16 protein-coding genes are annotated in these 17,507 nt (G+C 71.3%); 11 read left to right on the forward strand and 5 right to left on the reverse strand.

Annotated elements, in window-relative coordinates; all coding sequences use genetic code 11:
* Positions 1–58: 58 nt before the first annotated feature.
* From ACIRP2_RS24465 to ACIRP2_RS24475, 3 genes are read right to left on the reverse strand one after another with little or no spacing between them, the layout of a single operon-like run.
* Positions 59–523 (reverse strand): roadblock/LC7 domain-containing protein, encoded by a 465-nt coding sequence (locus ACIRP2_RS24465; RefSeq protein ID WP_404253622.1) that lies wholly within the window; start codon positions 521–523, stop codon positions 59–61.
* A gap of 38 nt (positions 524–561) precedes the next feature.
* Positions 562–1,293 carry a transcriptional regulator gene (locus tag ACIRP2_RS24470; protein ID WP_404253763.1) on the reverse strand — a complete coding sequence of 244 codons (732 nt, stop codon included), beginning with the start codon at positions 1,291–1,293 and terminating at the stop codon, positions 562–564.
* 38 nt (positions 1,294–1,331) lie between these two features.
* Entirely contained in the window at positions 1,332–1,754 is a 423-nt protein-coding gene (locus tag ACIRP2_RS24475; protein WP_404253624.1) for a hypothetical protein, read from the reverse strand.
* Between the two features lie 281 nt (positions 1,755–2,035).
* Between ACIRP2_RS24475 and hutU the strand changes: the two genes are divergently transcribed.
* From hutU to hutI, 4 genes are all read left to right on the forward strand, one after another.
* Positions 2,036–3,697, forward strand: coding sequence for a urocanate hydratase (gene hutU / locus ACIRP2_RS24480; protein ID WP_404253626.1), 1,662 nt, complete (start codon positions 2,036–2,038; stop codon positions 3,695–3,697).
* Positions 3,694–4,995 carry an allantoate amidohydrolase gene (locus ACIRP2_RS24485; RefSeq protein WP_404253628.1) on the forward strand — a complete coding sequence of 434 codons (1,302 nt, stop codon included), beginning with the start codon at positions 3,694–3,696 and terminating at the stop codon, positions 4,993–4,995. Before hutU ends, ACIRP2_RS24485 begins: the two co-directional genes overlap by 4 nt.
* The gene (locus ACIRP2_RS24490) at positions 4,986–6,371 is read left to right on the forward strand and encodes a formimidoylglutamate deiminase (protein ID WP_404253630.1); all 1,386 of its coding nucleotides are present in this window, start codon (positions 4,986–4,988) and stop codon (positions 6,369–6,371) included. Before ACIRP2_RS24485 ends, ACIRP2_RS24490 begins: the two co-directional genes overlap by 10 nt.
* Positions 6,372–6,520: 149 nt before the next feature.
* A complete protein-coding gene (gene hutI / locus ACIRP2_RS24495; protein WP_404253632.1) occupies positions 6,521–7,693 on the forward strand; it encodes an imidazolonepropionase in 1,173 nt (390 codons plus the stop codon).
* A 188-nt stretch (positions 7,694–7,881) separates the two neighbouring features.
* Here hutI and ACIRP2_RS24500 read toward each other — a convergent pair whose 3' ends face one another.
* Positions 7,882–8,862, reverse strand: coding sequence for an RNA polymerase sigma factor SigF (locus ACIRP2_RS24500; protein WP_404253765.1), 981 nt, complete (start codon positions 8,860–8,862; stop codon positions 7,882–7,884).
* 283 nt (positions 8,863–9,145) lie between these two features.
* Between ACIRP2_RS24500 and ACIRP2_RS24505 the strand changes: the two genes are divergently transcribed.
* The 6 genes from ACIRP2_RS24505 to ACIRP2_RS24530 all read left to right on the forward strand — a co-directional run bounded on the left by ACIRP2_RS24505 (position 9,146) and on the right by ACIRP2_RS24530 (position 14,721).
* Positions 9,146–9,514, forward strand: coding sequence for an STAS domain-containing protein (locus ACIRP2_RS24505; protein WP_351080963.1), 369 nt, complete (start codon positions 9,146–9,148; stop codon positions 9,512–9,514).
* Positions 9,515–9,704: 190 nt separating this feature from the next.
* Positions 9,705–10,226 (forward strand): ATP-binding protein, encoded by a 522-nt coding sequence (locus ACIRP2_RS24510; protein ID WP_404253635.1) that lies wholly within the window; start codon positions 9,705–9,707, stop codon positions 10,224–10,226.
* Between the two features lie 228 nt (positions 10,227–10,454).
* The gene (locus ACIRP2_RS24515; RefSeq protein ID WP_404253637.1) at positions 10,455–11,126 is read left to right on the forward strand and encodes a peptidase; all 672 of its coding nucleotides are present in this window, start codon (positions 10,455–10,457) and stop codon (positions 11,124–11,126) included.
* Positions 11,127–11,216: 90 nt separating this feature from the next.
* Positions 11,217–12,221: a hypothetical protein gene (locus tag ACIRP2_RS24520; RefSeq protein ID WP_404253639.1), complete on the forward strand. Its 1,005-nt coding sequence runs from the start codon at positions 11,217–11,219 to the stop codon at positions 12,219–12,221.
* A complete protein-coding gene (locus ACIRP2_RS24525) occupies positions 12,218–13,339 on the forward strand; it encodes a hypothetical protein (protein ID WP_404253641.1) in 1,122 nt (373 codons plus the stop codon). Before ACIRP2_RS24520 ends, ACIRP2_RS24525 begins: the two co-directional genes overlap by 4 nt.
* Before the next feature lie 38 nt (positions 13,340–13,377).
* Positions 13,378–14,721, forward strand: coding sequence for a hypothetical protein (locus ACIRP2_RS24530; RefSeq protein WP_404253767.1), 1,344 nt, complete (start codon positions 13,378–13,380; stop codon positions 14,719–14,721).
* A 116-nt stretch (positions 14,722–14,837) separates the two neighbouring features.
* Here ACIRP2_RS24530 and ACIRP2_RS24535 read toward each other — a convergent pair whose 3' ends face one another.
* The gene (locus ACIRP2_RS24535; protein WP_404253643.1) at positions 14,838–16,328 is read right to left on the reverse strand and encodes a peptide MFS transporter; all 1,491 of its coding nucleotides are present in this window, start codon (positions 16,326–16,328) and stop codon (positions 14,838–14,840) included.
* 489 nt (positions 16,329–16,817) lie between these two features.
* On the opposite strand from ACIRP2_RS24535, the gene ACIRP2_RS24540 reads away from it, so the two are divergent.
* Positions 16,818–17,495, forward strand: a complete 678-nt coding sequence (locus ACIRP2_RS24540; RefSeq protein ID WP_351080973.1) for a response regulator transcription factor — start codon at positions 16,818–16,820, stop codon at positions 17,493–17,495.
* Positions 17,496–17,507 lie beyond the last annotated feature (12 nt).

The following is a 17,507-nucleotide window of genomic DNA, read 5'->3' on the forward strand; positions in this document are numbered from 1 at the left end:
TCCTTTCCTGGCCGGCCGGGTCGGCCGGATCCGTGGGTTGTCTCCGGGACATGGGGTCTCAGGTGCGGTGGGGCAGCGGCCCGGGACGCGGGTCGTGCTGCTCGGGGGTGTGGGCCGGGGGTGCCGGGTGTTCGGCGCGCCGCAGCGCGGGGCCGATCAGTTCGCCGATCCGGGCGCCCGCCCGGCGGCCCTCCAGATGGAGCCTGCCGACGTTGATCCGGTCCTCGGCCAGCAGTGTGAGGACGGCCGAGGAGCCTGCGGCGTAGGTCGCGATGTAGCCGGTCTCGCCGCGTACGAGAAGTTCCCGGAAGCCGCCCCGGCCGGTCGCCTCCGCCATCCGGATCGCGACCCCGAGTGCGGCGGCGGTCAGTGCGGCGACGCCCTCCGCCTCCACGCCCGGGGTGTCGTGGGCCAGGACGAGACCGTCGACGCCGGCCGCCAGGGCGCCGGAGAGGAGAGGGACGCGGGCCCGTAACCGCTGGAGCTCGGCCAGGACGTCCCGCACTTCGGATTCGGGCACCATCAGCTGTCTCCTTCCGGCACGCTGTCTGAGCGCGCGTATCACAGGGCCTCCAATGCGTCTCGCAGCCGGCGCAGCAGGGCGACGTCGGGGTCGGCCGCGACGTCGGGAAGCGGGATCCGGCCGGAGCCGGCCGCGGGTTCCCGTACCGCCTCGACCAGTCCGGCCGCGGCCAGGCGCCGAAGACCGACCAGGACGTGGAACGCCGGCCTGCCCAGTTCCTGGGCGATGTCCGACGCGGTACGGGCCCCGTCCACGAGATCGAGCACGCGGCGACGTCCCGGCGGAACGGGGGCGTCGACGGAACGGTCCGTCCGTACCAGCGGTGCGCTGTCGGTCATCGCGTCGGGCCAGATCCGCTCCAGCAGCTCGCGGCGCCGGAAGGTCTCGCGCTGCACGGCGTCGACGGGGACGGGGCGGACGGGGCCGATCCAGTGCGAGACCCCGTGGCGGAAGCGTGCCGGGGTCCGGGTGGGCGCCAGCGCGAAGAACGCGGCGTCGTACAGCGCGCCCAGATGACACAGTTCCAGTGCCCCGGCCGGCACCCTCCCGCTGTCCACCAGGTGGCGACCGACCCGTTGTCCGGCGCCCGCCCTCGCGACCGCATCCCACCAGCCGTCGCGATGCAGGGCGCCGCCCGTGGTGAGCAGGACGTCGATGCCGGGGGTCGCCGGGCTCTCGGCGTGCACCACCTGGCCCTCGGCCAGGTAGAGGGTGCCGCGGTCCCGGATCAGGGCGCCGGTGGCGCGCTCGGCGGCGAGGCGCCGCAGCATGGGGGAGAGGGGTGTGACCCCGGCGGGGACGGCCGTCCTCACGCCAGGACCAGCCGCTCGGCCGTCTCGCCCAGCCGTATCCGGGCGAGAGCCAGATTGCCCTCCGCGCGATCGAGCCAGAGATGGACGAAGACGCTGCTGTCGAAGGCGGTCTCGACGAAACGCAGGATGTGGTACCCGGTGCGGGTGGTGACGATGACGTCCTCGACGGGGGGCGGCGATCCGCCGACCGCCTCTTCCGGCGACGCGGTCGACGGTCCGGTCGCCTCCTGGGCGAAGGCGGGCTGCTCGGCCGCCATCCTCGCGACCTCGGCAGTCTCCGCGGCGGTGGCCTCGTGGTCGCCGTTGGGCGATTCGCCGATGGTGCCGAGGGCGAGGCCGCTCGTCCAGTCGACCACCGCGGCGCCGCGGGCACCGGGCAGCCTCATGACTTCGAGCAGGCACTCGTCGATTCCGGGCACACGCACTCCCCTCCCGACGTGGCGTACGGCTGTGACCCAGAGGCTACGCAACGTGCCCGCGCCGGGCGGGAGTTCTGGCATTTTCCATAGGTACATGCGCAAGGGATCTTCGGACGCGTGCGCGGGGGATCCTCGCCGGGGCGCGGGAGGTGTGCCGGAACGCCCCAGCACACGGCGGGCGGGTGTCGTCGCTCCACGGTGTCGGCGCGAGGCTGTTGACTACGAGTATTCAGACCATCAAGATGTGAATAGAAGATTTACAGACGCGAGGAGGCGCCGCCATGTCAGGACCCCGCCCCGTACGGGCACCGCGCGGTACGGAACTGAGCACCCTGGGATGGCAGCAGGAGGCCGCTCTGCGCATGCTGCAGAACAACCTCGACCCCGAGGTCGCCGAGCACCCCGACAAGCTCGTCGTCTACGGCGGCACCGGCAAGGCGGCCCGCGACTGGCGCTCGTTCGACGCGATGGTGCGTACGCTGCGGACGCTCAAGCAGGACGAGACGATGCTCGTCCAGTCCGGGCGTCCGGTCGGCGTCATGCAGACCCACGAGTGGGCGCCCCGGGTCCTGATCGCCAACTCCAACCTGGTGGGCGACTGGGCGAACTGGGAGGAGTTCCGCCGCCTGGAGGCGCTCGGGCTCACCATGTACGGCCAGATGACCGCCGGATCGTGGATCTACATCGGCACGCAGGGCATCCTGCAGGGCACGTACGAGACGTTCGCCGCCGTCGCGGCCAAGAAGTTCAACGGGACGCTGGCCGGAACGATCACCCTGACCGCCGGACTCGGCGGCATGGGCGGCGCCCAGCCGCTCGCCGTGACCATGAACGACGGTGTCGCGATCTGCATCGACTGCGACCCGCGCGCCATCGAGCGCCGGATCGAGCACCGCTACCTGGATGTGCGCGCCGACTCCCTGGAGCACGCACTCCGGCTGGCCACCGAGGCCCGGGACGCACGCAAGCCGCTCTCCATCGGCCTGCTGGGCAACGCGGCGGAGCTGCTGCCGCGGATGCTCGCCGAGGGCGCACCGATCGACATCGTCACCGACCAGACCAGCGCGCACGACCCGCTCTCGTACCTCCCGCTCGGTGTCGACTTCGACGACATGGCCTCGTACGCCGCCGAGAAGCCCGCCGACTTCACGCAGCGCGCACGGGAGTCCATGGCCAGGCACGTCGAGGCGATGGTCGGCTTCATGGACGCCGGCGCCGAGGTGTTCGACTACGGCAACTCGATCCGCGGCGAGGCCCGACTCGCGGGGTACGACCGGGCGTTCGACTTCCCCGGATTCGTGCCCGCCTACATCAGGCCGCTCTTCTGCGAGGGCAAGGGACCGTTCCGCTGGGCCGCCCTGTCCGGTGAGGCGTCGGACATCCACAAGACCGACAAGGCGATGCTCGAACTCTTCCCGGAGAACGAGTCGCTGCACCGCTGGATCAGGATGGCCGGTGAACGCGTCCACTTCCAGGGACTGCCCGCCCGGATCTGCTGGCTCGGTTACGGCGAGCGCGACCGGGCCGGTGAGCGGTTCAACGACATGGTCGCCGGCGGTGAACTGGCCGCTCCGCTGGCCATCGGGCGCGACCACCTGGACTGCGGCTCCGTGGCCTCCCCGTACCGGGAGACCGAGGCCATGCTCGACGGGTCCGACGCGATCGCCGACTGGCCGCTGCTGAACGCCATGGTCAATGTGGCGTCGGGGGCCTCCTGGGTCTCCATCCACCATGGCGGTGGCGTCGGGATGGGGCGTTCCATCCACGCCGGGCAGGTGACCGTCGCCGACGGTACGAAGCTGGCGGGCGAGAAGATCCGCCGCGTGCTCACCAACGACCCGGGCATGGGCGTCATCCGGCACGTGGACGCCGGGTACGACATCGCGGAATCGGTCGCCGCGGACAAGGGTGTGCGCGTACCGATGACGGAGGACGAACGATGAGCGAGCCGTCCGGGGGCGGAAGCCGCGGCGGCGTCCCCCCGTCCGGGGCCGTGACCCGGCCGCCCGGGACCGGGGCGTCGTTCCGGGCCATGTGGCGGGAGCTGGCGCCCATCGGCCGGCATCGGGACAGCGGTGGTTATCGCCGCTACGCCTGGACCGGGGCCGACGCCGACTGCCGCGCCTGGTTCCGTGCCCAGGCCGAGGCGCGCGGACTCACCCACGAGGTCGACCGGAACGGCAATCAGTGGGCCTGGCTCGGTGACCCCCTGGCCGGGGACGCCGTCGTCACCGGATCGCACCTCGACTCCGTACCGGACGGCGGCGCCTTCGACGGGCCGCTCGGGGTGGTCTCCTCCTTCGCCGCGCTCGACGAACTCCGCAGCAGGGGAGTGGAGTTCACCCGCCCACTGGCCATCAGCAACTTCGGTGACGAGGAGGGGGCCCGCTTCGGGCTGGCCTGTGTGGGCTCCCGGCTCGCCGCGGGACAACTGACCGTCGAGGCGGCCCGCCGGCTGCGGGACGGCGACGGCATCACGCTGCCACAGGCCATGGAGGCGGCCGGACACGACCCCGACGCCATCGGTCCCGACCCCGAACGGCTCGCCCGCATCGGCGCGTTCGTCGAGCTCCACGTCGAGCAGGGGCGCGCCCTCGACCTCACCGGCGACCCGGTCGGCATCGCCTCCGCGATCTGGCCGCACGGGCGCTGGAGGTTCGACTTCCGGGGCGAGGCCAACCACGCGGGCACCACCCGGCTGACGGACCGCCGCGACCCGATGCTCACGTACGCCGAGACGGTGCTGGCGGCCCGCCGCGAGGCGGAGCTCGCCGGAGCCCTCGCCACCTTCGGCAAGGTCGCTGTCGAGCCGAACGGTGTCAACGCCATCCCCTCCCTCGTCCGTGGCTGGCTCGACTCCCGCGCCGCCGACCAGGACTGCCTCGACGCCGTGGTCGGCGGCATCGAGCGGGCCGCCCGGGAACACGCCGAGCGGGCCGGGATCGACCTCGATGTCGTACGGGAGTCCTTCACGCCCGTCGTGGAGTTCGAGCACGCCCTGCGCGACGAACTCGGCAAGATCCTCAGGGGCCGGGGCGACGCGGACCGGGCCGTACCCGTCCTCGGTACCGGAGCCGGACACGACGCGGGTATTTTGTCCGCTTCGGTCCCGACCGCCATGCTGTTCGTACGGAACCCCACCGGGATCTCGCACTCGCCGGCCGAGCACGCCGACGAGGACGACTGCGTGGCCGGGGTGATCGCACTCGCCGATGTACTGGAAGGTCTCGCGTGCAGCTGACAACGGAGCCGACGAGCAGGCCCGTCACCATGACGTACTGGTTGTCCCACGCCTGGCTCGGCACGCACGTCGAGCCGGACGTCGCCCTGGATGTGTCCGGCGGGATCGTCGCGGGCATCCGCACCGGCGTCGCCGCTCCGCCGCCGGGCGCCACCGTGCTGCGCGGACTCACCCTCCCCGGGCTCGCCAACACCCACTCGCACGCCTTCCACCGCGCCCTGCGCTCCACCGTCCAGGTCGGCTCCGGCACCTTCTGGACCTGGCGCGAGACCATGTACCAGATCGCCGCCCGGCTCACCCCCGACTCCTACTACGACCTCGCCCGTGCCGTGTACGCCGAGATGGCCCTGGCCGGTATCACCGCGGTCGGCGAATTCCACTATCTGCACCACGCGCCGGGCGGCACCCCGTACAACAACCCGAACGCCATGGGCGAGGCGCTGATCGCGGCCGCGGGCGAGGCCGGTATCCGGATCACCCTGCTGGACACCGCCTACCTCTCCGCCGGATTCGGCCGGCGCCCCACCCAGTACCAGCGGCCCGATCACCACCAGCTGCGCTTCTCCGACACCACGGCCGACGCCTGGGCGGAACGCGCTTCCCTCCTCAAGGGCGGCGACCACGCCCTGATCGGCGCGGCCGTCCACTCCGTGCGCGCCGTCCCGGCCACGCAGCTCGCCACCGTGGCCGCGTGGGCCGAGGAGCGGCAGGCCCCGCTCCATGTCCACCTCTCCGAACAGACCGCGGAGAACGACGCCTGCCTCGTCGCCCACGGCTGCACCCCCACCCGGCTCCTCGCCGACCACGGTGTCCTCGGCCCGCGCACCACCGGCATCCACAACACCCACCTGACCGGCGAGGACATCACACTCCTCGGCTCCTCGGCGACGGGCACCTGCATGTGCCCCACCACGGAACGCGACCTCGCCGACGGGATCGGTCCCGCCGCGGCCCTCCAGCGCGCCGGCTCGCCGCTCTCGCTCGGCAGCGACAGCCACGCCGTGATCGACCTCTTCGAGGAGGCTCGGGCGATGGAGCTCGACGAACGCCTGCGCACCCGGGCGCGCGGTCACTGGACGGCGGCCGCCCTGTTGCGCGCCGCGACCGTCGACGGACATGCCGCGCTCGGCCGGCCCGAGGCGGGCATCCTCGAACCGGGGGCCCCCGCAGATCTGACGACCGTCGCCCTGGACTCGGTCAGAACAGCGGGGCCGGTGCCGAGGCTGGCCGCCGAGACAGTCGTATTCGCCGCCTCCGCAGCCGATGTGCGGCACACGGTCGTGGCAGGCCGGCACATCGTCCGCGACGGGCGGCACACGCTGGTCGAGGACGTCCCCGCGGCGCTCGCTTCGGCGATCGCCGCACTCCACCGCTGAAGGAGCCGGAGCGGAGACCGGCGGTCCCCGGGCCCCCCGGCCCGCGGACCGCCGACTCCGGACGATGAGGGGCGGCGTCCCGACCCGCTCCCCGCAGGCCCCGCCACGGGCCGCCCCGCAAGCCGATACCCAAGGAGAGCAGTCTCCCCATGACGACGACCGCCATCACCCACATTGCCAGTCTGGTCACCAACGACCCCTCCCTCCGAGCGGATTCCCCCCTGGGTCTGATCCGCGACGCGGCCGTCGTCATCGAGGGCGACCGGGTCGTCTGGACCGGTGAGTCGAGCAAAGCACCCGCCACTGACAACGCCGTCGACGCGGGCGGCCGGGCGGCGATCCCCGGCTTCGTGGACTCCCACTCCCACCTCCTGTTCGCGGGAGACCGCACCGAGGAGTTCAACGCCCGGATGTCCGGCCGCGCCTACAGCGCGGGCGGCATCAGGACCACGGTCGCCGCCACCCGCGCCGCCACCGACGAAGAACTCTCCGCCAACGTCGCCCGCTACCTCGCCGAGGCGCTGCGCCAGGGCACCACCACCATCGAGACCAAGTCGGGCTACGGCCTCACCGTCGAGGACGAGGCACGCGCCCTGCGCATCGCCGCCCGGCACACCGAAGAGGTCACCTACCTCGGCGCCCACATCGTCTCCCCGGACTACGCCGACGACCCGGCCGGCTACGTCGACCTGGTCACCGGAGCGATGCTCGACGCCTGTGCCCCGTACGCCCGTTGGGTCGACGTCTTCTGCGAGAGGGGCGCCTTCGACGGGGACCAGGCCCGTGCCGTTCTCACCGCCGGCCGCGCCAAGGGCCTGCACCCCCGCGTCCACGCCAACCAGCTCGGCCACGGCCCCGGCGTCCGGCTCGCCGTCGAGCTCGACGCCGCGTCCGCCGATCACTGCACCCATCTCACCGACGCGGACATCGACGCCCTGGCCCACGGCAACACCGTGGCCACCCTGCTCCCGGGCGCCGAGTTCTCCACCCGCGCCACCTGGCCGGACGCCCGCCGCATCCTCGACGCGGGCGCCACCGTCGCGCTCTCCACCGACTGCAACCCGGGCTCGTCGTTCACGTCCTCCATGCCCTTCTGCATCGCTCTCGCCGTACGCGACATGGGCATGACCCCGGACGAGGCCCTCTGGTCCGCCACCGCGGGCGGCGCCGCGGCCCTGCGCCGTACGGACATCGGCCGCATCGCCCCCGGCGCCCGCGCGGACCTGGTCCTGCTCGACGCACCCAGCCATGTCCACCTCGCCTACCGGCCGGGCGTCCCCCTGGTCCACGCGGTCTGGCAGCACGGCGAACGCGTCGTCTGAGTGCTCGCCCGCCGCGGCCGGGAGCCCGTCGAGGACCGGCACCGCCGCGCCCGGGAGCCGTGGATCCGCTTATCCGTGACATGGCGTCACACATGCGGAAGGACCCGCCCGTTGCCGGTGCAGGTCCTTCCGCAAGGGGGCTCGCGGTGTGCCGCGCGCGGGTGTTGCGCGGGCACGCGAGCTGCCCGTCACTCCTCCAGCGTCAGCCCCTTGCGGAGCTTGACCAGCGTGCGGGAGAGCAGCCGCGACACATGCATCTGGGAGATGCCCAGCTCCTCACCGATCTCCGACTGCGTCATGTTGGCGACGAACCGGAGCGAGAGGATCGTGCGGTCACGGCCCGGCAGCGAGGCGATCAACGGCTTCAGGGACTCGACGTACTCGATGCCTTCGAGCCCGTGGTCCTCGTAGCCGATGCGGTCCGCCAGCGCGCCTTCGTGGTCGTCCTCCTCGGGCTTGGCGTCCAGCGAGCTCGCGGTGTACGCGTTGCTCGCGGCCATACCCTCGACGACCTCGTCGTCGGTGATGCCGAGACGGTCGGCGAGCTCGCCCACGGTGGGCGAACGATCCAGCTGCTGGGCGAGCTCGTCGCCCGCCTTGGCCAGGTCGAGCCGCAGCTCCTGCAGCCGGCGCGGGACGCGCACGGACCAACTGGTGTCGCGGAAGAAGCGCTTGATCTCACCGACGATGGTCGGCATCGCGAACGTCGGGAACTCCACGCCCCGACTGAGCTCGAAGCGGTCGATCGCCTTGATCAGGCCGATGGTGCCGACCTGGACGATGTCCTCCATCGGTTCGCTGCGGGAGCGGAACCGGGAGGCGGCGAACTTGACGAGGGCCAGGTTCAGTTCGACGAGCGTGTTGCGTACGTACGAGTACTCGTGGGTGCCCTCTTCGAGGGATTCGAGCCGTTCGAAGAGGGTCTTCGACAGGGCCCTGGCGTCCAGCGGCCCCACCTCGTCGTAGGGCGGGATCTCGGGAAGTCCTTCGAGAGCGTCCGGGACGCCGTGGTCGTCGGTGTCGGCGGTGGTGTCCGCGCCGATGGTGCTGATGTCGCTGGTGCGCGTGCCGTGTCCGGCGTTCGCGGCAGGGGAGTTTGAGGGGGTCGGTCCCTGAGGACATGCTGACGTCGCGTCGTGCGTGCGCGGTGCGTCGAGCCGGGGTGACATGGTCTCCTCCATCGTTCTCGGCATATGGCTGCCGATGCCCATACGTGTTCCTGCGGTGAAGCGGCGCCTCCGAAGCCGGCCGTGTTTTGGGTGTCCTCCTACCCTTACCCGGTTCGGACAGGCAGTTACAAGCTCCAATTGGTGCTATATGTCCGGTTTATTGAGGTCTTCGGGTACCGCGTGGCGAACGGAACGCGTACTGTTTCAGTGACGTCAGCGACGGCTACAACGAATCTGCATACGTAAAAACGCAGGCAGTGACGAACGGCGAAGAGGGACGGGCATGGACCGCGGGACGGTCGGCAGTGCGCATCGGGGTCGGCTTCAGGTCGAGGCCCGCACCGAGGGGCGCAGCGAGGTCGTGACGCCGGTGGGTGAGCTGGATCACCACACGGCGGATCTGCTGCGGGAGCCCCTGGAGAGCGCGGTCGAGCAAGGGCGAGTACGCCTGGTGGTCGACTGCTCGCGACTCGAATTCTGTGATTCCACCGGGCTCAATGTGCTGCTCGGTGCCCGCCTCAAGGCGGAGGCGGCCGGGGGAGGGGTCCATTTGGCCGGAATGCTGCCGGTGGTGGCGCGGGTCTTCGAGATCACGGGGGCCGAGGCGGTCTTCACCGTCCACGACTCCCTCGAAGAGGCCCTGGACGCCTGATCGTGGCGCGTTCCGTGACCCGGGTGCCCCCTGTGTTGCCCGTGTCACGCGATCCACGTGGATGAAGTGGGTGTTGTCACGATTCGGCCGGGCAGAAGACATCCGGCGGGGCTCTGAGTGACCGCGCACTCTGTATCTGTACTTGTATCTGTTCGATGGCGACATGGTGAATCGGTGAGGTGAAGCGCTGATGAGCACCACCCGGCAGCATCCGCCGGGCGACCTCGGCCGCGAGCCGGAGGAAGCCGGAGCGGGCGCTCGCGAGGACGCGGACACCGGCGCGGCATCCCCCGAGCCGGCCGAGCGGCAATGGCGCACGTTGTCGCTGCGGGGGATCGGCGGCATCGTGCCGACGGCTCGTGACTTCGCCCGCCAGGCGCTCCACGACTGGGGCTGGCTCCCCGCGTCGAGCGCCGACGGACGCGCTGCCGCCGAGGACGTCCTGCTGGTCGTCTCCGAACTGGTCACCAACGCCTGCCTGCACGCGGACGGCCCCGAGGAGCTGCGCATCGCCTGCACGGCGAAGGTGCTGCGGGTGGAGGTCGTCGACTCGGGCGCGGGCCAGCCCGCGCCGCGCACCCCGCACCGGGCCGGGCGGCCCGGCGGGCACGGCATGTTCATCGTGCAGCGGCTCTGCCTGGACTGGGGCGTCCTGCGGGTGGCGGACCGGGCCGGCAAGACCGTCTGGGCGGAGTTGGCCGCCCCCGCCTAGGACACGGCCCAGGGACTTTCGTCCGGCCCGGTCCCGGTTCCCCGCCGTGACCCGGGGGCGTGCGGCCCCGTATCTGCACCTTTGAAGAGCGCGCCGGATCGGCGCGCTCTTTGTCTTCCCTCCACAAGGCCCCAGGCGTACCTTGAGCGCCCGATCTGATGTGTCGTCAGTAACTTGCGTCGGTGAGAGACGGGCGCGCGGCGACTTCCGGCATGAGGGGAACTCAAGGTGTCCTACCAGAAGCGAACAGCTCTCGCGCTGGCGTCCGCGCTGGCGGGCACGGTGGTGCTGATGGCCGCGCCCGCCGCCCACGCCACGGTCGTGGACGTCGACTACCAGTGCAAGACCCCGATCGGCGACAAGAGCGCCGTGTCTCCCATCGACATCAAGAGCGTCAAGAGCGGCGGCGGCTACAAGCTCACGATGTCCTTCCAGAAGGGCGTGTCGTCCAGCCCCGTCGAGCTGGGCAAGGGTGCGATGAACCCCAGCGCGGTCATCAAGGTCGGGGGCGCCGACCCGGGCCAGGTCCAGGTCTCCGGGGCGTCGAACTCCGCGGCCATACCCGCCAACACCCCCATCAAGATCAGTGACCTGTCGGGAACGTACACGCCGAAGAAGAGCGGCAAGGTCGACTTCACCGCCGGTGTGCTCACCATCAAGGCGCTCGGTACGACCACGACCTGTACGCCCTCCAACAACCCGGGGCCGTCGCTCCAGCTCGATGTGACGGCCGCGGGCAACGCGCAGAGCGCCCCGACGAACGACGGTGGGCAGCTGCCGAAGACCGGCCCGCTCGACTCGGCCGTGGCGCTCGGCACGCTCGGGGGCACGGTGCTGCTGACCGGCGCGGCCGGAGTGCTCTGGCTGACCAGGCGCGGGCAGCGGGCCGTGGGCCGATAGGACACCGGGGCGTTTCTGCGGATCGGGACGGATCCGCGGAGGCCCCGGCCGCCCACGAGCCAGCCGCCGTCACGCACAAGGGAGCCGCCCATGCCGTCGCCGCCCGGTCACGCCGCCCGACTCGCCCTCACCGTAGTGCTGTTCGTCCTCGCCATGACACCGGTGGCGGGTGCCGCGGACCGGACGCCGACGTCCGGGAGGGCCGCCGCGTGGACGGCCCGGCCCGCGGCGAGCGGTTCTGGGGCGGACGACGGCAGACCGTACTTCTATCTGGAGGGCCCGCCCGGCACCGTCCTCCAGGACCGGCTCTCCGTCACCAACCCCGGAACGGCCCCGGTCACCGTGCGGCTGAGCGGTGCCGACGCGTACAACGCCGAGGACGGCGGTTTCTCGGTACGCGGCGGCAGGGGCTCCACCGGGACCGGTGCCTGGCTGCGGACCGCCGCCGCAGAGGTGACCGTGCCGGCCCGTACCCGCGCCGACGTGCCGTTCTCGGTCACGGTGCCGCCGGACGCGACGCCGGGCGACCACCCCGGCGCGATCGTCGTACGCGGCGGCGACCGCTCGGTGGGCGTACGGGTCCAACTGCGGGTGGGCGGACCGACGCTGGCCGCGCTCACCGTCGAGGACGTCGGCGTGTCCGGGCGGACGATCCACTACACGCTGGTCAACCGCGGCAACACGGTCCTGGCCCCCCGGATCACGGTCGGTGCCGAAGGGGTGTTCGGGACGCTGCTGCGGCGCGAGCCCCGCACGCTGCCGGTGGAGCTGCTGCCCGGACAGCGCGTCAGGCTCACCGAACCGTGGCGGGACGCCCCGGCCCTGGACTCCGCGACCGTCCGACTGCGCGTCACCGCGGCGGGCGGTGCGCACGGCGAGGCGACGGCCCGTGCGGTCTTCGTCCCCTGGCTGCCGGTGACCGGCGGCGCGCTGCTGGTCCTGGCCGCCGTCGCGGCGGGAGCGTACGCGTACCGGCTCCGGCGCTCGCGCGGACGGCCGTCGGACGGGGCCGACGACGGCCGCCCCGGACCGTCCTCGGGCGAACGACAGCACTCGGAGAGCAGGCACTTGGCGAAGGCGGGAGCGGAATCGTGACTGGACAGGCCGGACCGGCACCACTGCACGGCGGCGTCCACCGGCGGGCCGCCGTGCTGCTCGGCGTACTGCTGCCCGCCCTGCTGATGCTCCTCGCGACCGGCGCCGACGCGGCGGGTGCGAGGACCGCGGATCCGAAGCCCTCGGTCACCCTCTCCGAGCAGCAGGCGGGCAAGGGCGGTGACATCACCGTCAAGGGCCGTGGCTGGCGTCCGAACACGCTGCTGATGATGCTGATCTGCGGGCGTTCCACCCCCGACCGCGGCGTGATCGGCGGCACCAACTCCTGCGCCAACGCCGAGGGCCGGGCCGTCACCACCGGTACGGCGGGCGCCTTCAGCAAGAAGATGCCGGTCGCCGAGCCGCCCGTGCCCTGCCCCTGTGTGGTCCATGTCGCGACCGTCACCGGAGAACAGGCAGCCGCCGACGCCGTGTTCGTCGTCGCCGGCCACCCGGTCGCCGCGCTGCCGAAGGAGACCGGGGGCGGCAGGCTCGCGGTGCTGGCCACCACCCGGCTGGAGGGCGACAGCTCCCTCCTCACCTGGTTCGGCGCCCCGCCCTCCCGGCAACTGGTCTTCACCGTCGGCAACCTGGGCCCCGCCCCCGTCAAGGATCCGGTCTTCCAGGTCGGCACCGCGCACGGCGTCTTCGCCCCGCAGTGGGAGGAGCGGCAGTGGCGCGGCACCATCGAGTCCGGCCGCAAGGCGCAGATCAAGCTGCCGGTCGAACTGACGGCGGGAGCCCACGGCGACTACCAGATCTCGCTGAAGTACGGCAGCAAGGTCCTGGCCGAGCAGCCGTGGGGGGTCGGCCGACCCTGGGGCGTCACGCTGTTCTGGATCCTGCTGTGCGTCGTCGTGCCGGCCGCCGTGTTCCGCATCGGCATGGCGATCGTGGACAAGGTACGCCCCCGCTCCGCGCGCACCCCGGCCCGCTCCGGGCACCGTCGTCCCCCGCAACTCACCCGGGTGACCGCCGGACTCCCGAAGCTGCGCCGCCCGGCGGGGCCCGCCGAGAGCCCCGCTGCCGCGCCCACGACCACGACGGCCGCGCTGCCGTGGTTCACACCGGATTCCGCACCGTCAGAGAACAGACCGACGACGAAGGGACATGCGTGAGTACGCAACGCAGGACGGTCGCGGCGGGAGTCGCGATGATGCTCGGCGGCGCAGGCCTGCTGCTGGCCGCGAGCCCGGCCCAGGCCGCCGACATCTCGTACAGCACGGAGTGCATCCCCCCGGCCATCTCCGGGCTGCCGGCCGTGCAGGGCACCACCGTGGTGCAGTTGACCGCGCCCGCCGAGGCCAAGGTCGGGGACACCGTCGAGGTGGTGTGGAAGACGGTCCAGGCCGCTTCCAAGAACCCCGATGTGCTCGATCTGGACAAGGACACGGTCAAGCCGACCGGCACGATCAAGGTGGGCGGAGCGGCCACGGGCACCCTCCAGATGGAGGGGCCGCGGCAGAACCCGCCCATCCCGAAGAACAGCGCCATGGTGCTGCCCGACATGAAGGGCACGCTGAAACTGGAGAAGGCCGGTGAGATCACGCTCGCACCGGACGCGTACAACATCAACGTCTCCAAGCCGATCTCCACCGACACCAAGTGCTCCCCGAAGGAGACCGTGCAGCCGGGCGCGACCATCAAGGTCACGGACGGCGGCGGATCCACGACGGCGGGCGGCACGTCCTCCGGCTCCACCTCCGGTTCCACGACGGCGGGTGGTACGAGTTCGGGCGCCACCGCGGCGGGCGGTACGACGAGCGGTTCCACCTCCGGCTCCACGGCGGGCGGCACGTCGTCCGGCTCCACGACCGCGGGCGGCGCCACCGCGGGCTCCGGCGGCGGCCAGACCGACTTCCCCGGCAAGGAGGTCTCGGTCCACTTCACCTGCACGTCCCCCGGACCGGCCGACATCGCCTCCAAGGTGACGATCAACGCCAAGAAGAGCGGCGGGAGCTACGCGCTCACGGTCAAGACGGCCAAGGGCGTGATGGACAGCCCGGCCGCATTGCCCGCCGGTGCGCTCAAGCCGTCCATGGACATCGTCATCGGCGGCGCCGACAAGGGTTCGGTGAAGGTCACCGGACCGGCCAACGCCGCACCGCTGGAACAGGGCAAGCCGGTCGACCTGTCCGACATGACCGGCACCTACAAGCCGGGCGCGTCCGGGAAGTCCACGCTCAGCCCCGGCACCCTGACGATCGATGTCACCCTGGGCGCCTCGAAGATCAACATCCCCTGCAAGGTCAAGGGATCGGTGACCCCGTCACTGGAACTCGACACCACCGCCCAGCAGGGCGGTGCCTCCGGTTCCACCACGACGGGCTCCACCGGCTCCGCGGCCGGCGGCACGGCCTCCGGCGGCGGGCTGGCCGCCACCGGGGCCGAGGACAACGGCACCCTGCGTGCGCTGGGCCTGGTCGCGGGGACGGCGATCCTGCTGGGCGGCGCCGTGTTCACCTTCACCCCGTGGCGCAGGCTGCGCGGCTCCAGGTGAGCCCGCTCAGGTAGCGCCGGGGCGAGGTTCACCGGCACGTGGTGAACCCACGAGGGCCGCCGCACCGGTCGACGGTGCGGCGGCCCTCGTGCCGTGGACGGTGCGGGAACCGTGCGTCAGCGCACGTCGCCCATGAGCTCCACGACCTTCTTGCGGTACATCCAGATCGCGAACGCCGCGACGATCGCGAGGGCCGCCTCCAGACCCACCATGCCGGTCTTGTTCAGGTCGACACCCGCCAGCGACAGCAGGCTGGTGGTGCAGTCGCCCGCGGTGACGGCGAGGAACCAGACACCCATCATCTGGCTGCCGTACTTCGCCGGAGCCATCTTCGTGGTGACCGACAGGCCGACCGGGGAGAGGCAGAGCTCACCGACGGTCTGCAGGAAGTAGATCGACACCAGCCACATCGGGCTGACCTTGTCGCCGTCCGTGGCCATGGTCAGCGGCAGCATGAAGACGAGGAAGGAGACGCCGACCAGGAAGAGGCCCGAGCCGAACTTGACGACCGTGCTCGGCTCCTTGCCGCGCCGGTTCAGCGCCAGCCAGATCCAGGCGACGACCGGGGCCAGCGCCATGATGAAGATCGGGTTGACCGACTGGTACCAGGAGGTCGGGAAGCTCATGCCCAGCACGCTGTTCGTGGTGGAGGACTCACCGAAGAGCGACATCGTGGAGCCGCCCTGGTCGTAGATCATCCAGAACACGGCCGCGGCGACGAAGAACCAGATGTAGCCGGACATCTTCGACTGCTCGGTCTTCGAGAGGTCCCGGTCCCGCTTGATCCGCGTCAGCACGGCGATCGGAATGATCAGACCGGCGACGGTGATCGGGACGAGCGCCCAGTTGAGCGTGTACACATCGGTGGCGACGAGCACGCCGTAGAAGACGGCGGCGGCCACCAGCCACAGCAGACCCTTGCGCAGGGTCGTACGGCGCTCCTCGGCAGACAGCGGCTTCGGGACGACGCTGCTGCGGGCGCTGAGGTGGCGCGTACCGATGAGGAACTGGGCCAGGCCCAGGGCCATGCCGGCTGCGGCGATGGCGAAGCCGAGGTGCCAGTTCACCTTCTCGCCGACCGTACCGATGATCAGCGGGGCGGCGAAGGCACCGAGGTTGATGCCCATGTAGAAGACGGTGAAGCCGCCGTCGCGGCGCGCGTCCTCCGGGCCGTTGTAGAGGTGGCCGACCATCGTCGAGATGTTGGCCTTCAACAGACCGGAGCCGAGCGCGACCAGCGCCAGACCGGCGAAGAAGGTGCCCGAGCCGGGCAGCGCCAGCGTGAGGTGGCCCACCATGATGATCGCGGCCGAGACGGTGACCGTCTTGCGCGGCCCCCAGACCCGGTCGCCGAACCAGCCGCCGGGCATGGCCAGCAGGTACACCATGGCCATGTAGATGGAGTAGATCGCGGTGGCCGTGGCCGCGTTCATGTGCAGGCCGGAACCGGAGACCAGATAAAGCGGAAGCAGGGCCCGCATGCCGTAGAAGCTGAAGCGCTCCCACATCTCGGTCATGAAGAGAGTGGCCAGGCCGCGGGGGTGGCCGAAGAAGGTCTTCTCGGATCCAGATGTACTGGCCGGGTCCTTCGTCAGGCTGGACGCCATGGTCGATCCTTGGGTGCTCGGGACGCGACGCCTTGTGAGCGTGACGCGCCCGGTGGGGGGAGGCCGGCACCGACCCGGTCGCACCCCACCCCACGCCTGACAGGGGATTCGCCCCGACCGCCGGACTCACGGGGAGCCGACCGGAGGGGACGGGGACCGACCGCGTCGGGATCCACGCCCGGTGCGCATCCTCACGCTCCGGGCCCGGCCGCAGGTCATTCACTGAAGTCACGGCTGGCGGGTACCAGCCGGCAAAACAAAAGAGACCCTCGGCGCTAAAAGCTGCCCAAGGGTCCTTGAGTAGTGCAACAGGCGTCAAGCCACCATACGACACGACAGTGCCGGATTTGAATGGACTTGAGAGATGGATCACAGGTTCCGATGGAACCACGCTCCCATATTCGAAGGTGTCTCTTCGTTCTGCCTGCGGACCCGCAGGGCTTTTCGATCACCTCACGGCACGGCCCCTGCGCGGACTACCATCACTCCATGACCCGTGTACTGCTCGCCGAGGACGACGCATCCATCTCGGAGCCACTGGCCCGCGCCCTGCGTCGGGAGGGTTACGAGGTCGAGGTCCGCGAAGACGGTCCGACCGCTCTCGACGCCGGCCTCCAGGGCGGAATCGACCTGGTCGTACTCGACCTGGGCCTGCCCGGGATGGACGGCCTCGAAGTCGCCCGCAGGCTCCGTGCCGACGGCCACACCGTGCCGATCCTGGTGCTCACCGCCCGCGCCGACGAGGTGGACACCGTCGTCGGCCTGGACGCGGGAGCCGACGACTACGTCACCAAGCCCTTCCGCCTGGCCGAACTGCTCGCCCGCGTCCGGGCCCTGCTGCGCCGAGGCGCCAGCGAGCCCGCTCCGCAGCCCGCCACCCACGGCGTCAGGATCGACGTCGAGTCGCACCGGGCCTGGATGGGCGACGAGGAACTCCAGCTCACGGCAAAGGAGTTCGACCTGCTGCGGGTCCTGGTCCGCGACGCCGGACGGGTCGTCACCCGCGACCAGTTGATGCGCGAGGTCTGGGACACCACCTGGTGGTCGTCGACCAAGACCCTCGACATGCACATCTCCTGGCTCCGCAAGAAGCTCGGCGACGACGCGGCCAACCCCCGCTACATCGCGACCGTACGGGGCGTCGGCTTCCGCTTCGAGAAGAGCTGACGTACAGAAGCA

The organism is Streptomyces sp. NPDC101194, assembly GCF_044767885.1.
GTDB lineage: Bacteria > Actinomycetota > Actinomycetes > Streptomycetales > Streptomycetaceae > Streptomyces.